General features: G+C 69.1%; 21 protein-coding genes. 12 read left to right on the top strand and 9 right to left on the bottom strand.

Going from position 1 to position 21,616, the window contains the following annotated elements; all coding sequences use genetic code 11:
• The first annotated feature begins 106 nt into the window (after window positions 1–106).
• The 5 genes from AC3ANJ_RS02185 to AC3ANJ_RS02165 all read left to right on the top strand — a co-directional run bounded on the left by AC3ANJ_RS02185 (window position 107) and on the right by AC3ANJ_RS02165 (window position 5,414).
• On the top strand, window positions 107–1,261 hold the full coding sequence (locus AC3ANJ_RS02185) for a sensor histidine kinase (RefSeq protein ID WP_488318033.1): 1,155 nt from the start codon (window positions 107–109) through the stop codon (window positions 1,259–1,261).
• The gene (locus AC3ANJ_RS02180) at window positions 1,258–1,920 is read left to right on the top strand and encodes a response regulator (RefSeq protein ID WP_488318032.1); all 663 of its coding nucleotides are present in this window, start codon (window positions 1,258–1,260) and stop codon (window positions 1,918–1,920) included. The genes AC3ANJ_RS02185 and AC3ANJ_RS02180 overlap by 4 nt, the downstream gene beginning before the upstream one ends.
• 67 nt (window positions 1,921–1,987) lie before the next feature.
• Window positions 1,988–2,686 carry a TetR/AcrR family transcriptional regulator gene (locus tag AC3ANJ_RS02175; RefSeq protein ID WP_488318031.1) on the top strand — a complete coding sequence of 233 codons (699 nt, stop codon included), beginning with the start codon at window positions 1,988–1,990 and terminating at the stop codon, window positions 2,684–2,686.
• Between the two features lie 155 nt (window positions 2,687–2,841).
• A complete protein-coding gene (locus AC3ANJ_RS02170) occupies window positions 2,842–3,759 on the top strand; it encodes an ABC transporter ATP-binding protein (protein WP_488318030.1) in 918 nt (305 codons plus the stop codon).
• Window positions 3,756–5,414 (top strand): ABC transporter permease, encoded by a 1,659-nt coding sequence (locus tag AC3ANJ_RS02165; RefSeq protein ID WP_488318029.1) that lies wholly within the window; start codon window positions 3,756–3,758, stop codon window positions 5,412–5,414. Before AC3ANJ_RS02170 ends, AC3ANJ_RS02165 begins: the two co-directional genes overlap by 4 nt.
• 112 nt (window positions 5,415–5,526) lie before the next feature.
• On the opposite strand, the gene AC3ANJ_RS02160 is transcribed toward AC3ANJ_RS02165, so the two are convergent.
• Window positions 5,527–6,042 (bottom strand): flavin reductase family protein, encoded by a 516-nt coding sequence (locus tag AC3ANJ_RS02160; protein WP_488318028.1) that lies wholly within the window; start codon window positions 6,040–6,042, stop codon window positions 5,527–5,529.
• Window positions 6,039–6,365 (bottom strand): ferredoxin, encoded by a 327-nt coding sequence (gene fdxA, locus AC3ANJ_RS02155; protein ID WP_488318027.1) that lies wholly within the window; start codon window positions 6,363–6,365, stop codon window positions 6,039–6,041. Before fdxA ends, AC3ANJ_RS02160 begins: the two co-directional genes overlap by 4 nt.
• 71 nt (window positions 6,366–6,436) lie before the next feature.
• Here fdxA and soxR point away from each other — a divergent pair, with 71 nt between their 5' ends.
• Window positions 6,437–6,907 (top strand): redox-sensitive transcriptional activator SoxR, encoded by a 471-nt coding sequence (soxR, locus tag AC3ANJ_RS02150; protein WP_488318026.1) that lies wholly within the window; start codon window positions 6,437–6,439, stop codon window positions 6,905–6,907.
• Here soxR and AC3ANJ_RS02145 read toward each other — a convergent pair whose 3' ends face one another.
• On the bottom strand, window positions 6,908–8,413 hold the full coding sequence (locus tag AC3ANJ_RS02145; RefSeq protein WP_488318025.1) for a SulP family inorganic anion transporter: 1,506 nt from the start codon (window positions 8,411–8,413) through the stop codon (window positions 6,908–6,910).
• Between the two features lie 92 nt (window positions 8,414–8,505).
• Between AC3ANJ_RS02145 and AC3ANJ_RS02140 the strand changes: the two genes are divergently transcribed.
• The 6 genes from AC3ANJ_RS02140 to AC3ANJ_RS02115 all read left to right on the top strand — a co-directional run bounded on the left by AC3ANJ_RS02140 (window position 8,506) and on the right by AC3ANJ_RS02115 (window position 13,707).
• The gene (locus AC3ANJ_RS02140; protein ID WP_488318024.1) at window positions 8,506–8,868 is read left to right on the top strand and encodes a MerR family transcriptional regulator; all 363 of its coding nucleotides are present in this window, start codon (window positions 8,506–8,508) and stop codon (window positions 8,866–8,868) included.
• A 95-nt stretch (window positions 8,869–8,963) separates the two neighbouring features.
• The gene (locus AC3ANJ_RS02135; protein ID WP_488318023.1) at window positions 8,964–10,178 is read left to right on the top strand and encodes a metallophosphoesterase family protein; all 1,215 of its coding nucleotides are present in this window, start codon (window positions 8,964–8,966) and stop codon (window positions 10,176–10,178) included.
• A gap of 197 nt (window positions 10,179–10,375) precedes the next feature.
• Window positions 10,376–11,047 (top strand): DUF2306 domain-containing protein, encoded by a 672-nt coding sequence (locus AC3ANJ_RS02130; protein ID WP_488318022.1) that lies wholly within the window; start codon window positions 10,376–10,378, stop codon window positions 11,045–11,047.
• A gap of 10 nt (window positions 11,048–11,057) precedes the next feature.
• Window positions 11,058–12,158 (top strand): sensor histidine kinase, encoded by a 1,101-nt coding sequence (locus tag AC3ANJ_RS02125; RefSeq protein ID WP_488318021.1) that lies wholly within the window; start codon window positions 11,058–11,060, stop codon window positions 12,156–12,158.
• Window positions 12,155–12,799, top strand: a complete 645-nt coding sequence (locus tag AC3ANJ_RS02120; RefSeq protein WP_488318020.1) for a response regulator — start codon at window positions 12,155–12,157, stop codon at window positions 12,797–12,799. Before AC3ANJ_RS02125 ends, AC3ANJ_RS02120 begins: the two co-directional genes overlap by 4 nt.
• Entirely contained in the window at window positions 12,796–13,707 is a 912-nt protein-coding gene (locus AC3ANJ_RS02115; RefSeq protein WP_488318019.1) for an NAD(P)-dependent alcohol dehydrogenase, read from the top strand. The genes AC3ANJ_RS02120 and AC3ANJ_RS02115 overlap by 4 nt, the downstream gene beginning before the upstream one ends.
• A 122-nt stretch (window positions 13,708–13,829) precedes the next feature.
• Here the strand turns inward: AC3ANJ_RS02115 and AC3ANJ_RS02110 are convergent, their stop codons facing one another.
• From AC3ANJ_RS02110 to AC3ANJ_RS02085, 6 genes are all read right to left on the bottom strand, one after another.
• On the bottom strand, window positions 13,830–16,049 hold the full coding sequence (locus AC3ANJ_RS02110) for a glycoside hydrolase family 3 N-terminal domain-containing protein (protein ID WP_488318018.1): 2,220 nt from the start codon (window positions 16,047–16,049) through the stop codon (window positions 13,830–13,832).
• A complete protein-coding gene (locus AC3ANJ_RS02105; protein ID WP_406247258.1) occupies window positions 16,046–17,101 on the bottom strand; it encodes an ABC transporter permease in 1,056 nt (351 codons plus the stop codon). The genes AC3ANJ_RS02110 and AC3ANJ_RS02105 overlap by 4 nt, the downstream gene beginning before the upstream one ends.
• A gap of 2 nt (window positions 17,102–17,103) precedes the next feature.
• A complete protein-coding gene (locus AC3ANJ_RS02100) occupies window positions 17,104–18,183 on the bottom strand; it encodes an ABC transporter permease (RefSeq protein WP_488318017.1) in 1,080 nt (359 codons plus the stop codon).
• Entirely contained in the window at window positions 18,180–18,989 is an 810-nt protein-coding gene (locus AC3ANJ_RS02095) for an ABC transporter ATP-binding protein (protein WP_488318016.1), read from the bottom strand. Before AC3ANJ_RS02095 ends, AC3ANJ_RS02100 begins: the two co-directional genes overlap by 4 nt.
• Window positions 18,986–19,810: an ABC transporter ATP-binding protein gene (locus AC3ANJ_RS02090; protein ID WP_488318015.1), complete on the bottom strand. Its 825-nt coding sequence runs from the start codon at window positions 19,808–19,810 to the stop codon at window positions 18,986–18,988. The genes AC3ANJ_RS02095 and AC3ANJ_RS02090 overlap by 4 nt, the downstream gene beginning before the upstream one ends.
• A 66-nt stretch (window positions 19,811–19,876) precedes the next feature.
• On the bottom strand, window positions 19,877–21,544 hold the full coding sequence (locus tag AC3ANJ_RS02085; RefSeq protein ID WP_488318014.1) for an ABC transporter substrate-binding protein: 1,668 nt from the start codon (window positions 21,542–21,544) through the stop codon (window positions 19,877–19,879).
• Window positions 21,545–21,616 lie beyond the last annotated feature (72 nt).

The following is a 21,616-nucleotide window of genomic DNA, read 5'->3' as shown; positions in this document are numbered from 1 at the left end:
TCGCCCGCGATCGCCCGGTCTTGCCGGCGATGTCGCCTGCAGGCGACATCCGACGTCGCGCGAGAACGACTGCGCCGGGCGGGTGGCCGTTCGTATCCTTAGGGGCATGACCCACGCGCGCGCCGACACGACAGCGCCCGACGCGCGCCTCGGCGACGCGGCGCTGGCCGTCGCTGCCGCGCTGGTGATCGCCGTGGTGATCGCCGCCGACCCCGACGGACGCCTGTCGTGGGGAGGCTATCTGGCGGCGGCCGGTTTCGGTCTCATCCTGCTGCTGCGACGCCGGTTCCCGGTCGCGGTGCTGGCGGTCACGATTCTCGGCATCTTCGCGTATTACGTGCTCGACCTTCCGCCCATCGGCATGGTGCTGCCGGCGGTCGGCGCGCTGTACTCGGCGGCCGAGATGCGACGTCCGTGGTGGGCGGCCATCGGCGCAGCAGTGCTCATCGCCGTGGCATCGGTGTATCGCATGGATGGCACCGAACCGGCATCTGCGCTCAACGGGTACACGTTCATGACCGAGGTCACGCTCGCCGCCGCCGCGATCGCGCTGGGAACGGCGGTGCGGCTGACACGCGAGGCGCGCGAGCGCAGCCGGCTGATCGCCGAGCTCACCGCCGCCGAAGAGGCGCACGCCGCCGATGCACGTCTGCAGGAGGAGCGGCTGCGCATGGCCCGCGACCTGCACGACACGATCGGCCACACCCTGTCGGTCGCGGCGCTGCACGCCGGGGTCGCTGCGGAGGCGACGGATGCCGCGGCATCCACCATGGCCCTGGACCAGGTGCGTGCGGCGACGTCGGATGCCCTGCGGGAGCTGCGCCGCACGGTGAAGATCCTGCGGTCGGACCGCACGCCGGAACCGGCACCCGTGCTCGGGCTCGCTTCGGCCGACGATCTGCTGGCCGTTGCCCGCGACGCGGGCCTGCGCGTCGTCATGGAGATCGCCGTCCCGTCCGACGCGCTGTCGCCGTCAGTGGACGCGACGGTCTATCGGATCGTGCAGGAGTCGGTGACGAACGTGCTCCGGCACGCGGACGCCAGGACGCTGCGCGTCCGGATGCGGGTGGTCGACGGCATCCTGAGCCTGGAAGTGAGCGACGACGGGAGCGCCGGGCACAACCCGCACCGCGAGGGTTCGGGCATCCGCGGCATGCGCGAACGCGCGGAACTGCTCGGCGGATCACTGGCCGCTCATCCCGCGCCGGGCGGATTCGTCGTCTCGGCACGACTGCCCGTCGACGGGGAAGGCCTCGGATGAGCGCGATCCGCGTGGTGATCGTGGACGATCAGGAACTGGTTCGAGCAGGACTGCGTCCGCTCGCCGAGCGTGACGGGGACATCGTCGTCGTCGACGAGGCACCCGATGGGAGGGCCGGCCTGTCCCGCGTCCGCGAGCATCGTCCGGACGTGGTGCTCATGGACATCAGGATGCCGGTGATGGACGGCCTCTCCGCCACGAAGGCCATCGTCTCCGATCCGGAGCTCGACGGTGTCAGGGTGCTGATCCTCACGACGTTCGACGAGGACGAGCACGTGCATGAAGCAGTGCGGGCCGGAGCATCCGGATACCTGCTCAAGGACGTGTCTCCGGACGACCTCCGCTCGGCGATCCGCATCGTCGCCGCCGGTGAGGCGCTGCTCTCGCCGGCGGTCACGGCGACCGTCATGCGCGCGGCAGCCGGCGCGACCAGGGCGCCGGACCGATCGCCGCTGGACGGCCTCACCGAGCGCGAGATCGACGTGCTCACGCTCGTGGGGCGGGGCCTGACCAACGACGAGATCGCGGCCGATCTGTTCCTCAGTCCCGCGACCACGCGCACGTACGTCAGCCGGCTTCTCGGTCGACTGCACGCCCGCGATCGCGCGGCGCTGGTGATCCTCGCCTACGAAACGGGGCTCGTGCGCTCCGGCGGCTGACGCCGGAGTCGATCGCCACAGGTGATTATGAATGCCCCTCTTGCGGCGCACTGAACACTTGTTTAGGATGCTGAATGTGCGTTCAGCATCCGACGACCTCACCACCCGGGCACGCATCCGGGATGCCGCGGTCGCGCGCTTCGGACAGCACGGGTACGCCGGCACGAGCCTGCGCGCGATCGCACAGGATGCCTCCGTGAGCGCCGCCCTGATCCTGCACCACTTCGGCAGCAAGGATGGGCTCCGAGCCGCCTGCGATGCCCACGTCGTGGCATCCCTCCTCGCGGACCGCGACGACTTCATGGGTCCGGATGCCGCGCAGGTGATCCGCGACGCGCTGGATGCACCGGAGAACTACAGTCCCACGTTGGACTATCTCGCCCGCATGCTCGTCGATGACTCCTCGGCATCCGATCGCCTCTTCGACGCATTCCTGGCCGGCACTCGGCAGACGCTCGAGAGTCAGATCGCGGCGGGGATGATGCGCGAGCAGGACGACCTGGACGTCACGACGGCGTACCTCACGCTGTACGGTCTCGGACCGATCGTGCTGCGCCGCCATCTCGCGCGCACGTTCGGCGAAAGCGGCCTCACGACATCGCTGCTGGAGCGATCGACGATTCCGGTCCTCGAACTGTACACGCACGGCCTCTACACGGATGATCGCCTTCTGGTCGCCGCGAAGAAGGCGCTGGATGCCCGCGGCGGACCGCGCTCGGACAAGGGCGAGAACAACCCGAACCAGGATCCGGATCCGCCACGCTGACGACGCGGTCGCATCGCTCGTCGCATTGCGCGCCGCACCACTCGTCGCCGCTCGCCTCGCGCGCCCGATCCGCCGACCGTTCGCGCGCCGGCGCTCCTCCGCAGCGACGGCGAGCGATCCCGTACCCATGCACGTCTGCACAGAGGACTTCTTTCATGAACACCATCGAGATTCAAGGACTCGACAAGTCGTTCGGGTCCGTCAAGGCACTGGATGGCCTCGACCTGACCGTCGCCCCGGGCGAGGTCCGCGGCTTCCTCGGTCCCAACGGCGCCGGGAAGTCGACCACGATCCGCGTGCTGCTGGGTCTGCTGCGCGCGGATGCCGGGACGGCCCGCTTGTTCGGCGGCGATCCGTGGGCGACTCCGGTGTCGCTGCACCGCCCGTTGGCCTACGTCCCCGGGGACGTGGCGCTGTGGCCGAACCTCACCGGCGGAGAGGCGATCGACTACCTGTCGCGACTGCGCGGCAAGCCGAACCAGCGCCGCAAGGCCGAGCTGCTCGACCGCTTCGAGCTGGACCCCACCAAGAAGGCGCGCACGTACTCCAAGGGCAATCGGCAGAAGGTCGCGCTCGTCGCCGCCTTCGCGAGCGATGCCGAGCTGTTCATCCTCGATGAGCCGACGAGCGGGCTCGACCCGCTGATGGAGGCCGTCTTCACGCAGCACGTGCGCGAGCTGAAGGCCCAGGGCACCTCGATCCTGCTGAGCAGTCACATCCTCAGCGAGGTCGAGAAGGTGTGCGACACCGTCACGATCATCCGTGCCGGACGCGCCGTCGAGTCGGGTACGCTGAGCAGCCTGCGCCGGCTCACCCGGTCGCGCGTGGTCGCCGTGGTTCCGCAGTACGACGGCAGCCTCGACGCGCACGACGGCGTCCACGGCCTGGAAGTCGAGATCGTCGACGGCGGCACGCGCATGAGCTTCGACATCGACGACGCGGCGTCCGGCGACGTGCTCGCTGGCCTCGCCCGCATCGGCGTCACATCGCTGACCGCGACGCCGCCGTCGCTGGAGGATCTGTTCCTGCGGCACTACGGCGACGAGATCGCCGAGAGCGAGCCGGCAAGATGAGCACCGCGACGGTGACGCGACGCTCGGTCCGCACGCACGCCGATCCTCCGCTCGCCGGTCTCGGGCAGCTCTGCCGTCACATCGTGCGCCGCGACCGGGTGAGGCTGATCGTGTGGGCGGGCTCCATGACGCTGTTCGCGGTGTACTTCACGTTCGCGCTGACGACCGTGTTCGACGAGGCCGCACTGGCCGCGCGCGCCGCCGTGATGTCGACGCCCAGCGGCATCGTGATGGGCGGCCCTGGATACGGGCTGGACGACTACACGCCGTCCGTGGCGATGGCGAACGAGGGCATCACCTGGCTCGTGCTTTCGCTGGCGATCATGAGCATCCTGCACGTGGTGCGGCACACCCGCGCCGGAGAGGAGAACGGCACCTCCGAGCTGGTTCGTGCGAGCAATGTCGGCCGGCACACCACCGCCGTCGCCGCACTGCTGACCCTCACCGTCCACGTGCTGGTCATCGCGGTGCTCAGTGCGGGCGGAATGATCCTGGTCGGCGAGGACGTGCCCGTCGAGGACGCGTTCGCGATGATGTTCGGCTGCGTGCTGGTCGCACTGGTGTTCGGCGCGGTCGCGCTGGTGGCATCCCAGATCACGGCGCACTCGCGCGGGGCCACCGGCGTCTCGCTGATGATCTTCGCAATGGCGTTCGTCGTACGCGCGGCCGGTGACCTGCAGGAGGTCGGCGGTTCGACGCTGTCGTGGTTCTCGCCGATCGCGTGGGCGCAGCAGATGCGCGCTTTCGTCGATCTGCGGTGGTGGCCGCTGGTGCTGCCCGTCCTCGCGACCGTCGTCCTGCTGATCGTGGCGGCAGCACTGGCTCGGCAGCGCGACTTCGGCGCCGGGCTCGTCGCCGACCGCCCTGGCCGCGCGGATGCCTCCGGCATGCTGCGCTCGCCGTTCGCGCTCGCCTGGACGCAGCAGCGCGGAGCGATGATCTGGACCGCGCTCGCGATGGGCCTCATGTGGTACGGCGCCGGCACCATGATGTCGACGCTCAACGACATGGTCGCCGACCTGGTCGACGACAACCCGGTGCTGGCCGCGCTGTTCGGATCGGACCCCTCGGCGTTCGCGACGTCCTTCCTCGGCGCGATGGTCGTGTTCATGGCGTTCGCCACCGGCGCCTATGCGGTGGTGATGGCCCAGCGCCCCAAGGCGGAGGAGTCGTCCGGTCGGCTGGAGATCGCGCTCTCACGGCCGGTCGGACGTTCGCGATGGCTGGCTGCGCAGTTGTCGATGGCCGCGATCGGCACGCTCGCGGTGTTCGCCGTCTCGGTGTACGGGATGTGGGCCGGTGCGGCGCAGGTGGGGATCGACGAGCCCGACGTCGGCGATTTCACCGTGGTGTTCGTCTCGTACGCCGTCGGCGTGCTGGTACTGCTCGCGGTGCCGGCCGCGCTCTACGGATGGGCGCCGCGCGCGACCGGTCTGGGTTGGGCGCTGCTCGCATTCGTCTTCATCGCCGACTTCTTCGGGCCACTGTTCGACCTCCCGGAGTGGGTGCAGGCGATCTCGCCGTTCCACTGGGTGCCTGATGCGTTCGCCGGCGACGTGGAGATGTGGGGCGTGCTGGGTGTCGCCGGGGTCTGCGCTGTCCTGCTGGCCCTCGCGTTCTGGGGATTCCGTCGCCGCGACGTGGTGAGCACCTGACTCGAGCGACTCGGATCTCGCAGAACGACACGGATTTCGCAGGTGCCACGCGAGTTCCCGCGAGATCCGTGCGATTCTGCGAGATGCGCGCCGCCGACGCGGGCAACCCGACTCAGGCGGCGGGAAGCGCGTGGAATCGCCGATCGAAGTAGACGACAGGGCGGCCGAGCGGACCGTCCAGGACGTCGAGGACCTCGGCGATCACGACGGTGGATGATCCGACCGGAACCGTGTGCAGCGCGCGGCTGCGCAATGCCGCCCTGGCAGTGGGGAGGTGCGGCTCACCGGTCTCGAGCACGCGCCAGCCCTGCTCGGGCGTGAAGCGCTCGGCGCCGCTGGTTGCGAACGCCTGAGCGAGCTCGGCGTGCGCGTCGTCGATGAGATGCACGACGAACGTGTCGGCGGCGAGCAGTGCGCCGGCGCTGCCGGTGGCCCGCGTCACGGAGAACATGATGGCGGCGGGGTCGACCGCCACGGAGGAGACGCTGGATGCCGTGAGCCCCACGGGTCCGGAGTCGACGTTCGCCGTGATGATCGCGACGCCGGAGGGGTGCGTGCGGAACGCCTTCTTCAGCCCCTCGCCCACGGCGCTGGGCATCGGCGCGGCAGAGGTGAGCTGCGTGCTCATGCGACGCCCTCCTGCGGCGGGAGCGCCGCGATGAGCGGGTGGTCGAACTCGTACGCGCCGACCTTGGCCGCGCCACCCGGCGAGCCGATCTCGGCGAAGAACTCGACATTCGCCCGGTAGTAGTCGGCCCACTCCGCGGGGACGTCGTCCTCGTAGTAGATCGCCTCGACCGGACACACCGGCTCGCACGCGCCGCAGTCCACGCATTCATCCGGGTGGATGTAGAGCGACCGTTCGCCCTCGTAGATGCAATCGACGGGACACTCGTCGATGCAGGCTCGGTCCTTGACGTCCACGCACGGCAGCGCGATCACATAGGTCATCCGGTACCTCTTTCACACTCCCCTCCACCGTAAAACCTCAAGTATGCTTGAGGTCAAATCGAGGAGGGTGCATGAGCGAGACCACCGCGGCCCACGCGCCGGACGAGCAGCTCACGGTCGGCGAGATGAGCCGGCGCACCGGCGTCGCCGTGTCCGCGCTGCACTTCTACGAACAGCTCGGACTCATCGCGTCCACCCGCACCCCCGGCAATCAGCGCCGCTACGCCAGGCACATGCTGCGACGGGTGTCGCTCATCACCGTCGCCAAGCGGCTCAGCATCCCGCTGTCCGAAGTGCAGGAGGTCTTCGCCGACGTGCCGATGACCGAGACGCCCAGCCACGAGGACTGGCAGCGCGCGTCGCGGCGCTGGAAGCACGAGCTCGAGCGGCGCCGCGAGGGCATCGAGCGCCTGGAGCGCGAGCTCACCGGCTGCATCGGCTGCGGATGCCTGTCGATGAAGGCGTGCCGGCTGCTCAATCCCGACGACGCGCTCGGGGCATCCGGAACGGGGCCTCGGCGACTCGACGACGAGACCGCCTGATCAGGCCGGCGGGAAACCGCCGGAGAGTCGACCGTGGAACGTCCCGCTCGCCTCGTTGAGCCCCACCAGCTCGACCGACTTCCCGTGCTGCGCGTACTTCGTCTCGATCGCGTCGAGGGCGGCGACCGTCGACGCATCCCACACGTGCGAACGCGACAGATCGATCACGATCCGATCCGGATCCGCGGCGTACTCGAACTGCGTGGTCAGATCGTTGCTCGATGCGAAGAACAGCTCACCGTCCACGACGTAGTGCGCGGCATCCGCGTCGACGTTCCGCGTGACCGCGACGACGTGCGCGACCCGGCGCACGAACAGCACCGAGGCGATGAACACGCCGCCGACGACGCCGACCGCGAGGTTGTGGGTGAGGAGCACGAGCACGACCGTCGAGATCATGACGAAGGTCTCGCTCTTCGGCATCCGCCTCAGCGTCGACGGGCGCACGCTGTGCCAGTCGAACGCCCCGATCGCGACCATGACCATGACCGCGACGAGGGCGGCCATCGGGATCGTCGCCACGAAGTCTCCGAACACGACGACGAGAAGGAACAGGAAGATGCCCGCGAAGAACGTGGAGATGCGCGTGCGCGCACCCGAGGACTTCACGTTGATCATCGTCTGGCCGATCACCGCACATCCGCCCATGCCGCCGAGGAAGCCCGAGAGGACGTTCGCCGCACCCTGGGCCCAGCTCTCGCGGGTCTTGTCCGAGTGCGTGTCGGTGATCTCATCGACGAGCTTGGCCGTCATGAGGGACTCCATCAGTCCGACGACGGCGACGCCGAGAGCGAAGGGCGCGATGATCGTGAACGTCTCCCACGTCAGCGGCACGTTCGGCAGGAACAGCGACGGCAGCGTCTCCGGCAGCTCGCCCTGAGCACCGACCGTCGGCACCTGGATCGAGAACACCAGCACCACAGCCGTGACGATGACGACCGAGATGAGCGGCGCGGGGATCACCTTCGTCAGGCGCGGCACCGCGATCATGACGAGGATGCCGAGGACGACGAGCGGATACACCAGCCACGGCACGCCGACCAGGTGCGGGATCTGCGAGCTGAACACGAAGATGGCGAGCGCGTTGACGAACCCGGTCATGACGCTGCGCGGGATGAATCGCATGAGCTTGGCGACGCCGAGCACGCCGAGGAGGATCTGGAAGACGCCGGCGAGGATGATCGTGGCGATGAGGTAGTCCAGGCCGTACGTCGGCGCCACCGGCGCGATCACGAGCGCCACCGCGCCCGTGGCCGCCGTGACCATCGCTGGTCGCCCACCGAGGAAGGCGATCGAGACGGCCATGATGAACGAGGAGAAGAGTCCGACCTTCGGGTCGACGCCGGCGATGACCGAGAACGCGATCGCCTCGGGGATGAGCGCGAGGCCGACGACGAGGCCGGCGAGCACCTCGCGGGTGAGCAGCCGCGGACGCTTCAGCACGGACAGGACCGACGGATCGTCCCGGTAGCGGGCACGGTCGTCGGATGCGACGGACGCGAACATGGGACTCCCCTGGCGTGTGAAAGCATGGATCCGTCGAGCCGAACACCCGACAGAGAGACCCTAACGTAACGTGAGGGTTAGGAGGAAAGCGGATGCCGGAGACCATGCACATCGGCGAGCTCGCCGACCGCACCGGCATGTCGCTGCGCACGCTCCGCCACTACGACGAGATCGGACTCCTCACCCCCTCCGGCCGCTCGGAAGGCGGATTCCGCCTGTACACCGACGACGACCTGCGCCGGCTGCTCGTGATCCGTCGCATGAAGCCACTCGGTTATTCGCTGGAGCAGATGGGCGATCTGCTCCGCGTTCTGGATGCCGCCGATGCCGGCGAAACCGCCGAAGCACGCACGGTGCTGCAGGACTTCCGGGCTGATGCCGCGGAACGGCGCGACCGGCTGGCCTCGCAGCTCGAGATGGCCGACGAATTCCTCGAGCAGCTCGACCGGATCTGATCCCGGGCATCCGTTCACCACAGCGACAGCGGGAGGCCATCTGGCCCTCCTAGTCTCACCGCGGCGAGATCCGCCCGAAGACAAGGAGAGCTCGAATGCCCGAACGACTGCCGATCAGCCGGCGAACCGTCCTCACCGCTGGTGCGGTCAGCGCCCTCAGCGCCGCACTGCCGCTCGGCGCCGCAGCGGCCACCGCGAGCCCGCTGTCTGGCGCTGCGGCATCCTCGTCCGGCAGTCCGAGCCCGAACGCCCCGAAGCTGCGGTTCCGCACGGACGGCACGTTCAAAGTCGTGCAGTTCAACGACACCCAGGACGACGAGCGGACCGATCGTCGGACGGTGGAGCTGATGGAGAAGGTGCTCGATCAGGAGAAGCCGGACGCCGTGGTCATCAACGGCGACGTGATCACGGGCGGATGCGAGACGCGCCTGGCCGTCAAGCAGGCGATCAACAACGTCGTGCAGCCGATGGAGTCGCGGAAGATCCCGTGGGCGGTCACATACGGCAACCACGACGAGGACTCGTTCGCCGCGTCGGGCGTCGACGAGGCGGGTATGCTCGCGATGTACCGCTCGTACGCGTACAACATGAACGCCGAGAACACCGAAGGAGTGACCGGGACCAGCAACACGATCGTGTCGATCGGCTCGGCTGCGAAGAAGAACCGGGACGCGTTCACGCTCTGGCTGATGGACTCGGGTCGATACGCCCCCGGCGCGATCAACGGTCAGGACTTCGCCGGCTACCCGACCTGGGACTGGCTGCGCATGGATCAGGTCGCGTGGTACCGCGAGCAGTCGCAGCGCCTCGAGAAGCACCGCGGACGCAAAGTGCCAGGGCTCATGTTCCTGCACATCGCCCTGTGGGAGCACCGCTTCATGTGGTGGGGCGGCGTCGACACCCGCACAGCGGCCGATGCCGCGCGCGGCAAGGCACGCCACGGCATCGTCGGCGAGCGCAACGAGGACGAATGCCCCGGTCCGTTCAACTCCGGCATGTACAACGCGATCCTCGAGCGCGGCGACGTGAGGGGCGTGTTCGTCGGGCACGACCACATCAATGACTACGTCGGCGACTACTACGGAGTCATGCTCGGCTACGCGCCGGGAACCGGCTTCGGTGCCTACGGGCTCTCCGGCGCCGAGCGCAATCGCATGCGCGGCGGCCGCGTCTTCGAGCTCACCGAGTCGGGGGACGACGTCGCGATCGCGACGCGCGTCGTCTACGCCCGCGACCTCGGCATCGACCTGACCGCGAACGACCAGCCCATGGAGCCGCTGCCCCTCGCCCCGCGTCAGGAGCAGGTCTGACCCGCACTCCGGACGCCGGCACATGATCCGGGTCGGATCCCGGACGCCTCACGCCCTTCTCGCCGTGTCGCCACCGCGGCGTGCCGAGCCGGCACCGAGGCGTCCGGGGTCCGGCGCACCGCCCCTGCCCTCGCCGAGCGGGGGTTCTGGCCGATCGGCCGATGCGGGCAGTAATCGCCCGGGGCGACGCTGAGGTCATGACCACTTCCTCGCTCGCCACCCGCACGTCGCGCGGTGTCAGCCGCGACGCGCTCATCGCCACCGGCCTGCTCGCCCTGACTCTCATCCCCTCGGTCGCCGGCGCCTTCCGCGTCGGCGAGATCGCCGCAGGAGCGCCGACCACAGAGGCGAACACGCGGTTCATGGAGATGCCGTTGCCGGTCGTCCTGCATATCATCGGCGCGCTCGTGTACTCGGGGATCGGCGCGTTCCAGTTCCTCCCCCGGCTGCGCTCGCGCCATCTCGAATGGCACCGCTTCGCCGGCCGATATCTGCTCGTTCCCGCCGGCGTCATCGTGGCGCTGAGCGGTCTCTGGATGACCGCGTTCTACGACGTCCCGCCGATCGACGGCCTCGGGCTGCAGGTCTCGCGCTACCTCGTCGGCACGCTCATGCTGACATTCCTCGTGCTGGGCGTCCGCGCCGTGCTGCGCCACGACATCGGCGCGCACCGCGGCTGGATGATCCGCGCCTGCGCGCTGGCCCTGGGCGCCGGAACGCAGGTGCTCACGACGGCGCCGTTCGTCGCGATGTTCGGCCCACCGGACGAGTTCTGGCGGCTCGTGCAGATGGATGCCGGGTGGCTGATCAACATCGTCGTGGCCGAGGTCATCATCCGCCGCGGACGCGCTCGACAGGCGGTCGCGTAGCATGCGTGGCGTGGACACCCTCAGCGATCCGCGCGCTCCTCGGCGACGCGATGCCGTGCTCGCGGTCGCGCTCATCGCGCTGGCGATCGCTGAAGGGATGCTGCGACACGACCTCCCCTGGCCGTGGGCGACGATCGGCGTCACCGTCGTCCTGCTCGCCGGACTCCCCTGGCGACGCCGTCACCCGCTGACCCTCGTACTGGCGATGGCCGTCGGCACCACAGGATTCGCGATCGTGCAGGCGCTGGCCGGCGTCCCGCAGTCGGGTCTGGTGGCGATGTTCGCGCTGCTGCTCGTGCCGTACGCGCTGTTCCGCTGGGGAACCCGCGTCGAACGCATCATCGGCTCGGTCGCGCTCGGAACCGGCGTGCTCGTCTCGGCATCCCTCGCCGCCGCCCCGGCGGCGGATCGAGCGATCGGTGCCGTCGTCGGCGTGCTGTTCGTCGGCACGGCGTGCCTGACCGGAGCGCTGCGCCGCGAACGGGCGGCATCCCTGGAGCGCGAGATCGCGATGGCGCGTGTGAAGGAGCGGACCGCCCTGGCCCGCGACCTGCACGACACCGTCGCCCATCACGTCTCGGCGATCGCGATCCGGGCGCAGGCCGCGGCCGCCCGCGGCCCGCACAGCGCGGAGGTCGCTGAATCGCTGGCCGTGATCGAACAGGAGGCGAGTGCCGCCCTCGGCGAGATGCGCACGATCGTCGGCAGCCTGCGGGGACCGGCCGAGTACGCACCGACCCGCGGACTCGACGACGTGGCTGCTCTCGCGACGAACGGTCCGCCGCAGGTCTCGGTCCGCATCGACCTGGCAGCTCCGCTGCCCCAGCTCGTCGCCCTGACGCTCTACCGCGTCGCGCAGGAGGCCGTGACCAACGCACGGCGCCACGCGATCGGCGTGCGGCGCATCGACATCGATGTGCGTGCCGAGGGCGATGCCGTGGTGCTGACGGTGGGCGACGACGGCCGACCGACAGCAGCCACGACGGGCGAGGGCTACGGACTGCGCGGCATGACAGAGCGTCTGGCTCTGCTCGGCGGCCGCCTTGAGACCGGCCCCGGCGCCGACGGCGGATGGGTGCTGCGCATGCGGATCCCTCGAGGCGCGTCATGATCCGCGTGCTGATCGCCGACGACCAGGAGACGGTGCGCACCGGCCTCCGGCTGCTGCTGGAGACGCTCCCGGACATCGAGGTCGTCGGCGAGGCTCCGGACGGGACGAGCGCCGTCGCCGCCGCTCGGAGGCTGCGCCCCGACGTCGCCCTCGTCGACATCCGGATGCCGGGGCTCGACGGCATCCAGGTCACCGAGGTGCTCGCCGGCCCCGGCGTCGACGATCCGATCGCGGTCGTGATCATCACGACGTTCGACCTCGACGAGTACGTGCTCGGCGCGCTGCGCGCCGGAGCCAAGGGGTTCCTCTTGAAGGATGTCGGTGGTGCGCTCATCGGCGAAGCCATCCGAGCCGCCGCCGATGGCGACTCCCTCGTGTCGCCGCGTGTGACGACACGCCTCCTGTCGGCCTTCGCGACGCGTCGCCCGACGGCCGCCCCGACCGATCCGCTCACGGCACGCGAGGAGGAGGTGCTCGCGCTGCTGAGCGCCGGCCTCACGAACGCCGAGATCGGCGACCGGCTGTTCGTCTCGATGGGGACCGTGAAGGCGCACATCGGCACGATCCTGCACAAGCTCGGCGTGCGCAACCGCGTCGAGGCGGCGATGTGGGCGTACGACACCGGGCGGGCGCGGAAATGAGGGCAGTGATCTGCACGGCCTACGGTGCACCGGAGGTGCTGGCCATCCGCGAAGTGCCGATGCCGGAGCCACGAGCGGGCGAGGTCCGCATCCGCACGGTCGCGACCACCGCACACGTCGGCGATGCCCGCATCCGCCGGGCCGACCCCTTCGCGGCCCGCCTCGCGTTCGGCCTGTTCCGCCCACGACGCGACCTGGTCCTCGGACTGGAACTCGCCGGCGTGGTGGATGCCGTCGGCACCGGAGTCTCGGCATTCGCGCCCGGCGACGAGGTGATGGCCTTCTGCGGCTTCGGTCTGGGCGGCAATGCCGGGTACCGCTGCCTGCCCGCGGACAGCCTTGATCCGCAGAAGCACGGCGCGATCGCGCGCAAGCCGTCGTCCATGAGCTTCGAAGAGGCGGCAGCACTCCCGACGGGGGCGATGACCGCCCTGAAGAACCTGCAGAAGGCGGGTCTCGGCGCCGGCCACCGCATCCTCATCAACGGCGCCTCGGGGAGCCTGGGGACCTCCGCGATCCAGCTCGCGAAGCATCTCGGCGCCGAGGTCACCGCCGTCTGCAGCGCACGCAACCGCGACCTGGTCGAGAGCCTCGGCGCGGATGCGGTCGTCGACTACGGGACGGAGGATTTCACGCGCCTCGGCCAGCGCTTCGACGTCGTCTACGACGCGGTGATGACGTCATCCGCGCGTGCGTGCCGCGGCTTGCTGCGGCCGGGCGGCATGCACGTGCGCAACGCCGGACTCGCCCGCATCACGAGCGGCGACCTGCAGCACGTCGCCGACCTCGCCGGTCGGGGTGCGCTGCGCCCGGTCGTCGACCGCGTCCTGCCGCTCGACGAGGTCGTCGAGGCGCACCGCTACGTCGACACCGGCCGCAAGCGCGGCCACGTCGTCCTCACCGTCTGACCTGCTCGAGAACCGAACGCCGCCCCGTCGGAAATCCGGGACCATCCGTGTGCGGTGCGGCGTGTCCCGGTCGGACACGCCGCACGCGTGCGAACTGATCCCGGTTTTCCGATCGGCCGACCTCACTCCAGGACGAAGGATGCCTCCAGCAGCGTCTCCACACGGGACGACGGCCCGACGAGCAGGCTGAACTCGCCGGCTTCGACGATCCGGTTGCCCGCGGCATCCACGATGGTGCACTCAGCGACCGGGACCTCGATCCGCACGCGCTGGGATTCTCCCGGCGACAGATCGACCTGACGGTACGCCTTCAGTTCGCGGTCCGCCCAGCTCACCGACGTGACCTCGTCGCGCACGTAGACCTGCACGGTCTCGCGCACGGGCCGGTTCCCCGTGTTCGTCACGGTGACGTCGGCGTTCACGACATCGCCGACGACCGACGCGGTCAGATCCGAGTATGAGACGGTCGTGTACGACAGCCCGTCGCCGAACGCCCAGAGCGGAGCCTGGGTCAGATCGGCATAGCGGTGACCGTGCTGGCCGCGGATCTGGTTGTAGTACGTCGGCTGCTGGCCGGCGTGCCGAGCGAACGAGATGGGCAGACGTCCAGACGGCTCGATCGCCCCGGTGATCAGCTCGGCGAGCGCGCGCCCGCCCTGCATCCCCGGGTTCGCCGCCCAGATCACGGCGGCGGCCTGCGACACGGATGCCGGCAGCACGAGCGGCTTCGACGCCAGCAGCACCACGATCACCGGTTTCCCGGTGGCGATGAGTGCGTCCAGCAGCGCGTTCTGACCGCCGACGAGCTCGAGCGTCGCCGTGGAGCGGCCCTCGCCGTACAGCTCGACGCGGTCACCCACGACGGCGACGACGACATCGGATGCCGCGGCGAGCGCCGTCGCTTCGGCGATCTGCTCGGCATCGGGAGCCGCCGGGGTGAACCTCCGGTCCCACGGCACGGGATTCAGCGCGTCTGCGGGGCTCTCGAACGTGACGATGTCGGCACCGCGCGCCGCGCTCACCGACCAGCCGTCGACGGCGCGGAGTCCGTCGAGCACTGTGGTGATCATCTCGCGCGGCTGCTCGTCGAGCCAACCGGCCTGACCGGATCCGCCCGCCCAGTCGCCGAGCTGCTCCTGCGCATCATCTGCCAGGGGACCTGCGACCGCCACGCGCAGCGGCGCAGCCGGCCGAAGAGGGAGCGTGCCGTCGTTCTCGAGCAGCACGATCGACCGCCGGGCGACCTCGAGGTTCAGATCGGCGTGCGCGGCGCTTCCGACGACGGTGTCCACGTCCTCACCGGGCAGGCGCGCGTCCTCGAACAGGCCGAGCTCGAATTTCAGGGTGAGGATGCGGGCGACGGCCGCGTCGAAGGCGTCGTCCGGCAGAAGACCCTTCGCGACGGCATCCAGAGCGCCCTCGAAGAAGTCGGGAGTGTTCATCACCATGTCGTTGCCCGCCCGCACCGCTGCGGCGGCGGCGTGCGCGTAGTCGGGCTGCACATGCTGTTCCCACACCATGCGTCCGACGTTGTCCCAGTCCGTGATGAGCGTGCCGGTGTATCCCCACTCGCCGCGCAGGACGTCGCTGAGCAGCCAGTCGTTCACGGTGATCGGCACGCCGTCCGTCGACTGATAGCCGAGCATGAAGGTGCGGCATCCTTCGCGGGCGACGCGTTCGAACGGCGGCAGGAACCAGCTGCGGAGCTTGCGCCGCGAGATGTCGGCCTCCGAGGCATCCCTCCCGCCCTGCGTCTCGGAGTATCCGGCGAAGTGCTTGGCCGTCGCGAGGATCGCGGTCGGGTCGTCGAGACCGTCGCCCTGGTAGCCGCGCACCATGGCGCTGGCGAGCTCGCCGATGAGGAACGGGTCCTCGCCGAAGGTCTCGTTCACACGCCCCCAGCGCAGGTCGCGGGCGATGCAGAGCACGGGCGAGAAGGTCCAGTGGATGCCGGTGACGGCGACCTCCTCGGCCGTCGCGCGAGCGACCTTCTCGACGAGCTCGGCATCCCACGAGGCCGCCATCCCGAGCTGGGTCGGGTAGATCGTCGCCCCAGGCCAGAACGAGTGGCCGTGGATGCAGTCCTCCCCGACGATCAGCGGGATGCCGAGGCGCGTCTCGAGGGTCAGCTCACGCGCCCGGATGATGCGTTCGGGCGAGGTGTGCAGGATCGAGCCGACGTGACGGCGCAGGATGTGGTCGTCCAGGTCGTCGCGGGCATCCAGTTGCAGCATCTGACCGACCTTCTCCTCCACCGTCATACGGCTGAGCAGATCGGCGACGCGGTCTGCGACGGAGAGAGAGGGATCGAGGTACGGGAGGGTCTGAGTCTGCAGCGTCATTTCTTCTTGTTCGTTTCGGTCGTCTCGGCGACGGGTCGGACGGCCGTGACGGCGTCGTTGACGTTCAGCCCCTTCTTCTTCATGGCGCGGGCCCGCTCGCCCGCGGAGCGCAGCCGCGGGTTGACGTACTCGTCGATGCCGAAGTTGATCAGCGCGAGCGCGACGCCGATGAACGCGATGCAGAGGCCAGGGGGAAGGTACCACCACCACTGGTTCTGCCGGAACGCACCCTGCGCGGACGCCCAGTTCAGGATCGTCCCCCAGTTGTAGGTCGTGACGGGGATCACGCCGATGTACGACAGCGTCGTGAGCGCGAGGATGGCCGCTGTCACCGTCCCGACGAAGCTCGCCGCGATCAACGCCATGAGGTTGGGCAGCATCTCGACCGTGATGATGCGGTGCAGCGGCTCGCCGTTGGCACGTGCGGCCTGGATGAAGTCGCGGTTGCGCAGCGACATCGTCTGCGCCCGCAGCACGCGCGCTCCCCAGGCCCATCCGGTGAGGCCGAGCACGGCGGCGATCACCCACAGCGGCGGCTCCTCGAACATCGCGGCGACGATGATGATGAGCGGCAGGCCCGGAATGACGAGGAAGACGTTCGTCATCGCCGACAGCGACTCGCTCTTCCAGCCGCGGATGTACCCGGCGATCACGCCCACGGTGATGGCGATGACGGTCGCGATCGCCGCGGCGAGGAAGCCGACGACGATCACGCCACGGGTGCCGTGGATGACCTGGCTGAGCACGTCCTCGCCGATGTGGGTCGTCCCCAGCCAGTGATCGGCGGAGGGCGGTTCGAACCGGCGCGTGTTGTCGACCTGGGTCGGCGAGTACGGCGCCAGCACGTCGGCGAAGATCGCGATCAGGACGAAGAACGCCAGGATGGCGAGGCCGGCGAGCGACTTGCCGTTGCGGAACATCGCGAACGCGGAGGCGACCTTCGACCAGAACGAGTCGGAGTGGTCGGCGGACGGCGCGGCTGTCCGCACGGCGTACGTGTCCGGGGCAGCCGTCTCGGCCGCAGGACTGCGGGTGGGGGTCGGTGCGTTCATGCTCAGGCCTCCGTCTGGCGCGTGCGCGGGTCGAGGAATGCGTAGGCGACGTCGGCGAGGATGTTCGCGACCAGCACCGACAGCGTGATCACCAGGAACACGCCCTGCATGAGCGCGTAATCCTTGGCGTTGGTGGCATCGAGCAGGAGCTTGCCCACGCCCGGATAGCTGAACACCATCTCCATGACGATCGTGCCGCCGACGATGAAGCCGATCGACAGCGCGAAGCTCTGGATCTGCGGGAGCACCGCATTGCGGGCCGCATAGCTCCACAGCACCCGCTGGTTCGTCATTCCCTTGGCCTGGGCGACCGTGATGTAGTCCTCGTCGAGGACGGTCAGCATCATGTTGCGCATGCCGAGCATCCAGCCGCCGAGGGAGGCGATGATGATGGTCACCGCCGGCAGCGTGCCGTGGTGGATCACCTCGCCGATGAACTCGAACGACCACTCCGGTCGCGTTCCGACGCCGTACGCCTTGCCGATCGGGAACCAGCCGAGGTTCACCGAGAACAGGGCGATCGCGAGCAGCCCGAGCCAGAAGTAGGGGATCGTCCCGAGGAACGTCGTGATCGGGATCAGCGCGTCCGCGCGACTGCCGCGGCGCCATCCGACGAACGCGCCGCCGATCGTGCCGATCGCGAACGAGATGATGGTGGCGAAGCCGACCAGGCCGATCGTCCACGGCAGCGCCTGCGAGATCACCTCGGTCACGGGGCGGAGCCCGTGCAGCAGCGAGACGCCGAGGTCGCCGCGCAGCAGCAGCCCCCAGTACTCGATGTACTGCTGGAACATCGACTTGTCCGTGTCCAGGCCCAGCAGGGACCGCAGGGCATCCGCCGCTTCCGGCGACACGTTGCGGTTGCGGGCGAGGTACTGATCGACCGCGTCGCCCTTCATCATGCGCGGAACGAAGAAGTTGATCGTGAGCGCCGCCCACAGCGTGAACAGGTAGAAGGCTGCGCGGCTGCCGATGAAGCGCCACGGCACGCGTGCCCGGGAGGAGACGACGCGGGTGGCGGTCGTGCCCGTGGCGACGGCGTCGGTCCGCGCCGGCTCGATGCGCGGTTCGGTGACGGTCATCGGGTTCCTCCTGCTGTGCCGGATGCCGAGGCGAAGTGCTTGTCCGGATCGGGCGATGCCGCGCGCAGCTCCTGCGTGTACGGATCCTGCGGACGGAGGATCACGTCGTCGGCCGAACCCCGCTCGACGATCCGCCCCTGGTTGAGCACGATGATCTCGTCGCTGAAGTGCCGGGCTGTGGCGAGGTCGTGGGTGATGTAGAGCACACCGAGCCCCTCCTCGCGCTGCAGGTCGGCGAGCAGGTTCAGCACGCCGAGACGGATAGACACGTCGAGCATCGACACAGGCTCATCCGCGACGAGGAGCGATGGACGCGACGCGAGCGCCCTGGCGATCGCGACGCGCTGGCGCTGCCCGCCGGACAGCTCGTGCGGGCGGCGGTCGATCACGGCATCCGGGATCAGGCGGACCCTTTCCAGCAGACGCCGCACCTCGGCATCCTGCTGCACCTTCGGAACGACCCCGTGCAGGCGCAGCGGCCGCGCGATGTGGTAGCCGATGGAGTGGTACGGGTTCAGCGAGGCGAACGGATCCTGGAAGACCATGCGCAGGCGCTGGCGGTACGTGCGCAGCCCCTTGCCGCGGCGCGGCACAGGAACGCCGTCGAGCAGCACGGCGCCCTGCGTCGGCGACTCGAGCTGTGTGAGGATCTTCGCGATCGTGGATTTGCCGCTGCCGGACTGGCCGACGAGCCCGATCGTCTGACCGGAGCGCAGCGTGAAGGTGACGTCGTCGAGGGCCTTGATCTGCCCGGCGCCGCGGACGTTGTAGACCTTCGTGACATGCGAGAACTCGAGCGCGGTCATCGCACCACCATCCCCTTCTCTCCGGTGAGTCTCGGGAAGGACGCCAGGAGCGTCCGGGTGTAGTCGTCCTGCGGCGCGTTCCAGATCCGCTCCGCGGTGTCGAGCTCGACGATCTCGCCGTCGCGCATGATCGCGATGCGGTCGCTGATCTCCAGAAGCAGCGGCAGATCGTGTGTGATGAAGATGACGGAGAAGCCGAACTCGTGGCGCAGCTGCGAGATCTGGCTGAGGATCTCGCGCTGCACGAGCACGTCGAGCGCGGTCGTCGGCTCGTCCATGACCATCAGCTGCGGGCGCAGGGCCAGCGCCATCGCGATCATGACGCGCTGGCGCATGCCACCGGAGAGCTCATGCGGGAACGACCGGGCGCGATCCGCGCCGACCTTCACGATCTCGAGCAGCTCGGCGGCTTCCGCGCGGCGCTGGCGTGCACTGAGCTGCGGACGATGGATCTCGAACACGTCCTCCAGCTGCGACCCGATCGTCGCGACCGGGTTCAGGGCGTTCATCGCGCCCTGGAACACCATCGACACCTTGTCCCAGCGGAAGCGGCGCATCTGCTCGGCATCCAGTGCGTTGATGTCGACGTCGCCCACGGTGGCGTCATGGAAGACGACGGATCCGCTCGTGATCACGGCGGGGGCGCGCAGCAGGCGCTGGATGCCGTAGGCGAGTGTGGTCTTGCCGCATCCGGATTCCCCGGCGAGGCCGAGGATCTCGCCGCGCTGCAGCTCGAGGGTCACGTTCTTCACGGCCGCGACGGGTGGTTCGACGTCGTACACGACCGAGAAATCGCGCACGGTGAGCAAGGGGTCTGGCATGGAGGTCCTTTCCGCCTTCGCTCGTCGAGCGGGGCCCGGTGAGGCCCCGCTCGACGAGCGAAGAGATTACTTGGCGGTCAGCTTCGAGAGGATCTGCACGACGCCGGGCTGGGTCGGGTCGCCCGATGCGTACTGGTCGTCCTCGCTCGGCCACCCGACGTAGTTGCGGGTGTTGAACTCGCCCAGCAGCGGGTGCGCACCCAGCGGGATCGCCGGGACGTCCTCGGCGAACGACTGCTGCAGCACGGCGGATGCCGCGGCGCGCTCGTCGTCGGATGCCGCGTTCGCGTAGGTGTTCAGCGCCTCGGTGACCGCAGGGTCGTCGTAGCGACCGAAGTTGAACTGCGCCTTGCCATCGACGATCCACTTCGGATCCATGGTCGAGGTGTACAGGCCGTACACGTTGCCGGTGTCCTCGAGCCAGTGGATGATCGCCTGGAACGTGCCCTCCTGGCGGGCGGCGTCCCAGCCGCCCCAGTCGGGCTGGTCGACCTTGACTTCGATGCCGAGGGCCGCGTCGAGCTCCTCCGCGATCAGCGCCTGCTCGGTGTTCCAGTCGCTCCAGCCGGCCGGAACCGAGATCGAGAACGTGACGGGTGCGCCGTCGGGGTCGACGAGCTTCTCGTCCGCCCAGGTGTAGCCAGCATCCGTCAGGATCTGACGCGCCTTGTCGATGTCGACCGAGTACTCGGTGCTCGCGAACTCGTCGATGATCTCGTCGGAGAGCACGTCGCCGAGCCCGGTGACGTTCCAGATCGGCTCGCTCGCGCCCTCGCGCGCCACGTCGACGTACGCCTGCCGGTCGATCGTCCAAGCCAGCGCCTGACGCAGCGCGGGGTCGTCGAAGGGTTCGGCCTGCAGGTTGAAGAACAGGGTGCCGGCTCCTGCGGTCGGCGAGACGAGGAACTGGTTGTCCTCGTCGGCAGCGAGGTAGCTGTCCTCGATCTGGGGGATGAAGGCCTGCGCCCAGTCGGCGTCGCCGGACACCAGCGCCGTGGTCAGCGCCGCGTTGTCGCCGTAGGAGACGTAGTTCAGCGCGGGGACAACCGGCTCGCCGCCCCAGTAGTCCTCGTTCGCGACGAGGGTGACGGACTCGGTGGTCCAGTTGTCGAGCACGTACGGGCCGGTGCCGACGGCGAGCCCGTCCTCGGTGAGCGGGTCGGTGTTGGGGTCTTCGATGTTCTCCCAGATGTGCTTCGGGACGATCGGCGTGTGGAGCACGCGCGCCTGCGCGGTGTACTTCGAGTTGCCGAACTTCAGTGTGATCGTGTCGCCGTCGACGGTCGCGCCCTGATAGTTCAGTCCGGAGGAGTCGGTCAGCTTGCCGCTGAGGAACTGATCGAAGGTGAACACGATGTCGTCGCCGGTGAACGGCTCGCCGTCGCTCCACGTGACATCGGCGCGCGGCACGACGGTCAGCTCGGTGTAGTCGTCGTTCCATTCGACGGATTCGGCGAGCCACGGGGTCGTACCGAGGTCGCCGGTCGGGTTCACGAGGGCGAGGGGTTCGAAGACGACCTTGGCGTAGCCGTACTTCGATGCGGACGAGTCGCCCAGATAGGGATTGTGCGACTCGGTGGTGATCGCGCCGTCCGGCTTGGCGATCGTCAGCGCCGGCAGGTCGCCACCGGCGCTGCCGCCATCGTCACCGCCGCCTGACGCGCAGCCGGCCAGGACCGAGGCGCCGAGGGCCGCGACGGCGAACCCGGCGATGAGGGACTTTCTGAGCTTCATTGCTTCTCCTTGGACACGGTCATCGTGCTGTGGGTGTAACTTACTGGCGAGAAAGTAAGATGATGTGAGGTT

The organism is Microbacterium sp. STRO-1N, from assembly GCF_057748015.1.
The sequence above is the reverse complement of the archived record's forward strand: the minus strand, read 5'-3'. Positions and strand labels throughout refer to the sequence as shown.

What these genes read in the sequence shown, in the direction of transcription:
- AC3ANJ_RS02185 (WP_488318033.1), top strand. Translation starts at nt 107, where the DNA reads ATGACCCACGCGCGCGCCGACACGACAGCGCCCGACGCGCGCCTCGGC.
- AC3ANJ_RS02180 (WP_488318032.1), top strand. Translation starts at nt 1,258, where the DNA reads ATGAGCGCGATCCGCGTGGTGATCGTGGACGATCAGGAACTGGTTCGA.
- AC3ANJ_RS02175 (WP_488318031.1), top strand. Translation starts at nt 1,988, where the DNA reads ATGCTGAATGTGCGTTCAGCATCCGACGACCTCACCACCCGGGCACGC.
- AC3ANJ_RS02170 (WP_488318030.1), top strand. Translation starts at nt 2,842, where the DNA reads ATGAACACCATCGAGATTCAAGGACTCGACAAGTCGTTCGGGTCCGTC.
- AC3ANJ_RS02165 (WP_488318029.1), top strand. Translation starts at nt 3,756, where the DNA reads ATGAGCACCGCGACGGTGACGCGACGCTCGGTCCGCACGCACGCCGAT.
- AC3ANJ_RS02160 (WP_488318028.1), bottom strand. Translation starts at nt 6,042, where the DNA reads ATGAGCACGCAGCTCACCTCTGCCGCGCCGATGCCCAGCGCCGTGGGC.
- fdxA (WP_488318027.1), bottom strand. Translation starts at nt 6,365, where the DNA reads ATGACCTATGTGATCGCGCTGCCGTGCGTGGACGTCAAGGACCGAGCC.
- soxR (WP_488318026.1), top strand. Translation starts at nt 6,437, where the DNA reads ATGAGCGAGACCACCGCGGCCCACGCGCCGGACGAGCAGCTCACGGTC.
- AC3ANJ_RS02145 (WP_488318025.1), bottom strand. Translation starts at nt 8,413, where the DNA reads ATGTTCGCGTCCGTCGCATCCGACGACCGTGCCCGCTACCGGGACGAT.
- AC3ANJ_RS02140 (WP_488318024.1), top strand. Translation starts at nt 8,506, where the DNA reads ATGCCGGAGACCATGCACATCGGCGAGCTCGCCGACCGCACCGGCATG.
- AC3ANJ_RS02135 (WP_488318023.1), top strand. Translation starts at nt 8,964, where the DNA reads ATGCCCGAACGACTGCCGATCAGCCGGCGAACCGTCCTCACCGCTGGT.
- AC3ANJ_RS02130 (WP_488318022.1), top strand. Translation starts at nt 10,376, where the DNA reads ATGACCACTTCCTCGCTCGCCACCCGCACGTCGCGCGGTGTCAGCCGC.
- AC3ANJ_RS02120 (WP_488318020.1), top strand. Translation starts at nt 12,155, where the DNA reads ATGATCCGCGTGCTGATCGCCGACGACCAGGAGACGGTGCGCACCGGC.
- AC3ANJ_RS02115 (WP_488318019.1), top strand. Translation starts at nt 12,796, where the DNA reads ATGAGGGCAGTGATCTGCACGGCCTACGGTGCACCGGAGGTGCTGGCC.
- AC3ANJ_RS02110 (WP_488318018.1), bottom strand. Translation starts at nt 16,049, where the DNA reads ATGACGCTGCAGACTCAGACCCTCCCGTACCTCGATCCCTCTCTCTCC.
- AC3ANJ_RS02105 (WP_406247258.1), bottom strand. Translation starts at nt 17,101, where the DNA reads ATGAACGCACCGACCCCCACCCGCAGTCCTGCGGCCGAGACGGCTGCC.
- AC3ANJ_RS02100 (WP_488318017.1), bottom strand. Translation starts at nt 18,183, where the DNA reads ATGACCGTCACCGAACCGCGCATCGAGCCGGCGCGGACCGACGCCGTC.
- AC3ANJ_RS02095 (WP_488318016.1), bottom strand. Translation starts at nt 18,989, where the DNA reads ATGACCGCGCTCGAGTTCTCGCATGTCACGAAGGTCTACAACGTCCGC.
- AC3ANJ_RS02090 (WP_488318015.1), bottom strand. Translation starts at nt 19,810, where the DNA reads ATGCCAGACCCCTTGCTCACCGTGCGCGATTTCTCGGTCGTGTACGAC.
- AC3ANJ_RS02085 (WP_488318014.1), bottom strand. Translation starts at nt 21,544, where the DNA reads ATGAAGCTCAGAAAGTCCCTCATCGCCGGGTTCGCCGTCGCGGCCCTC.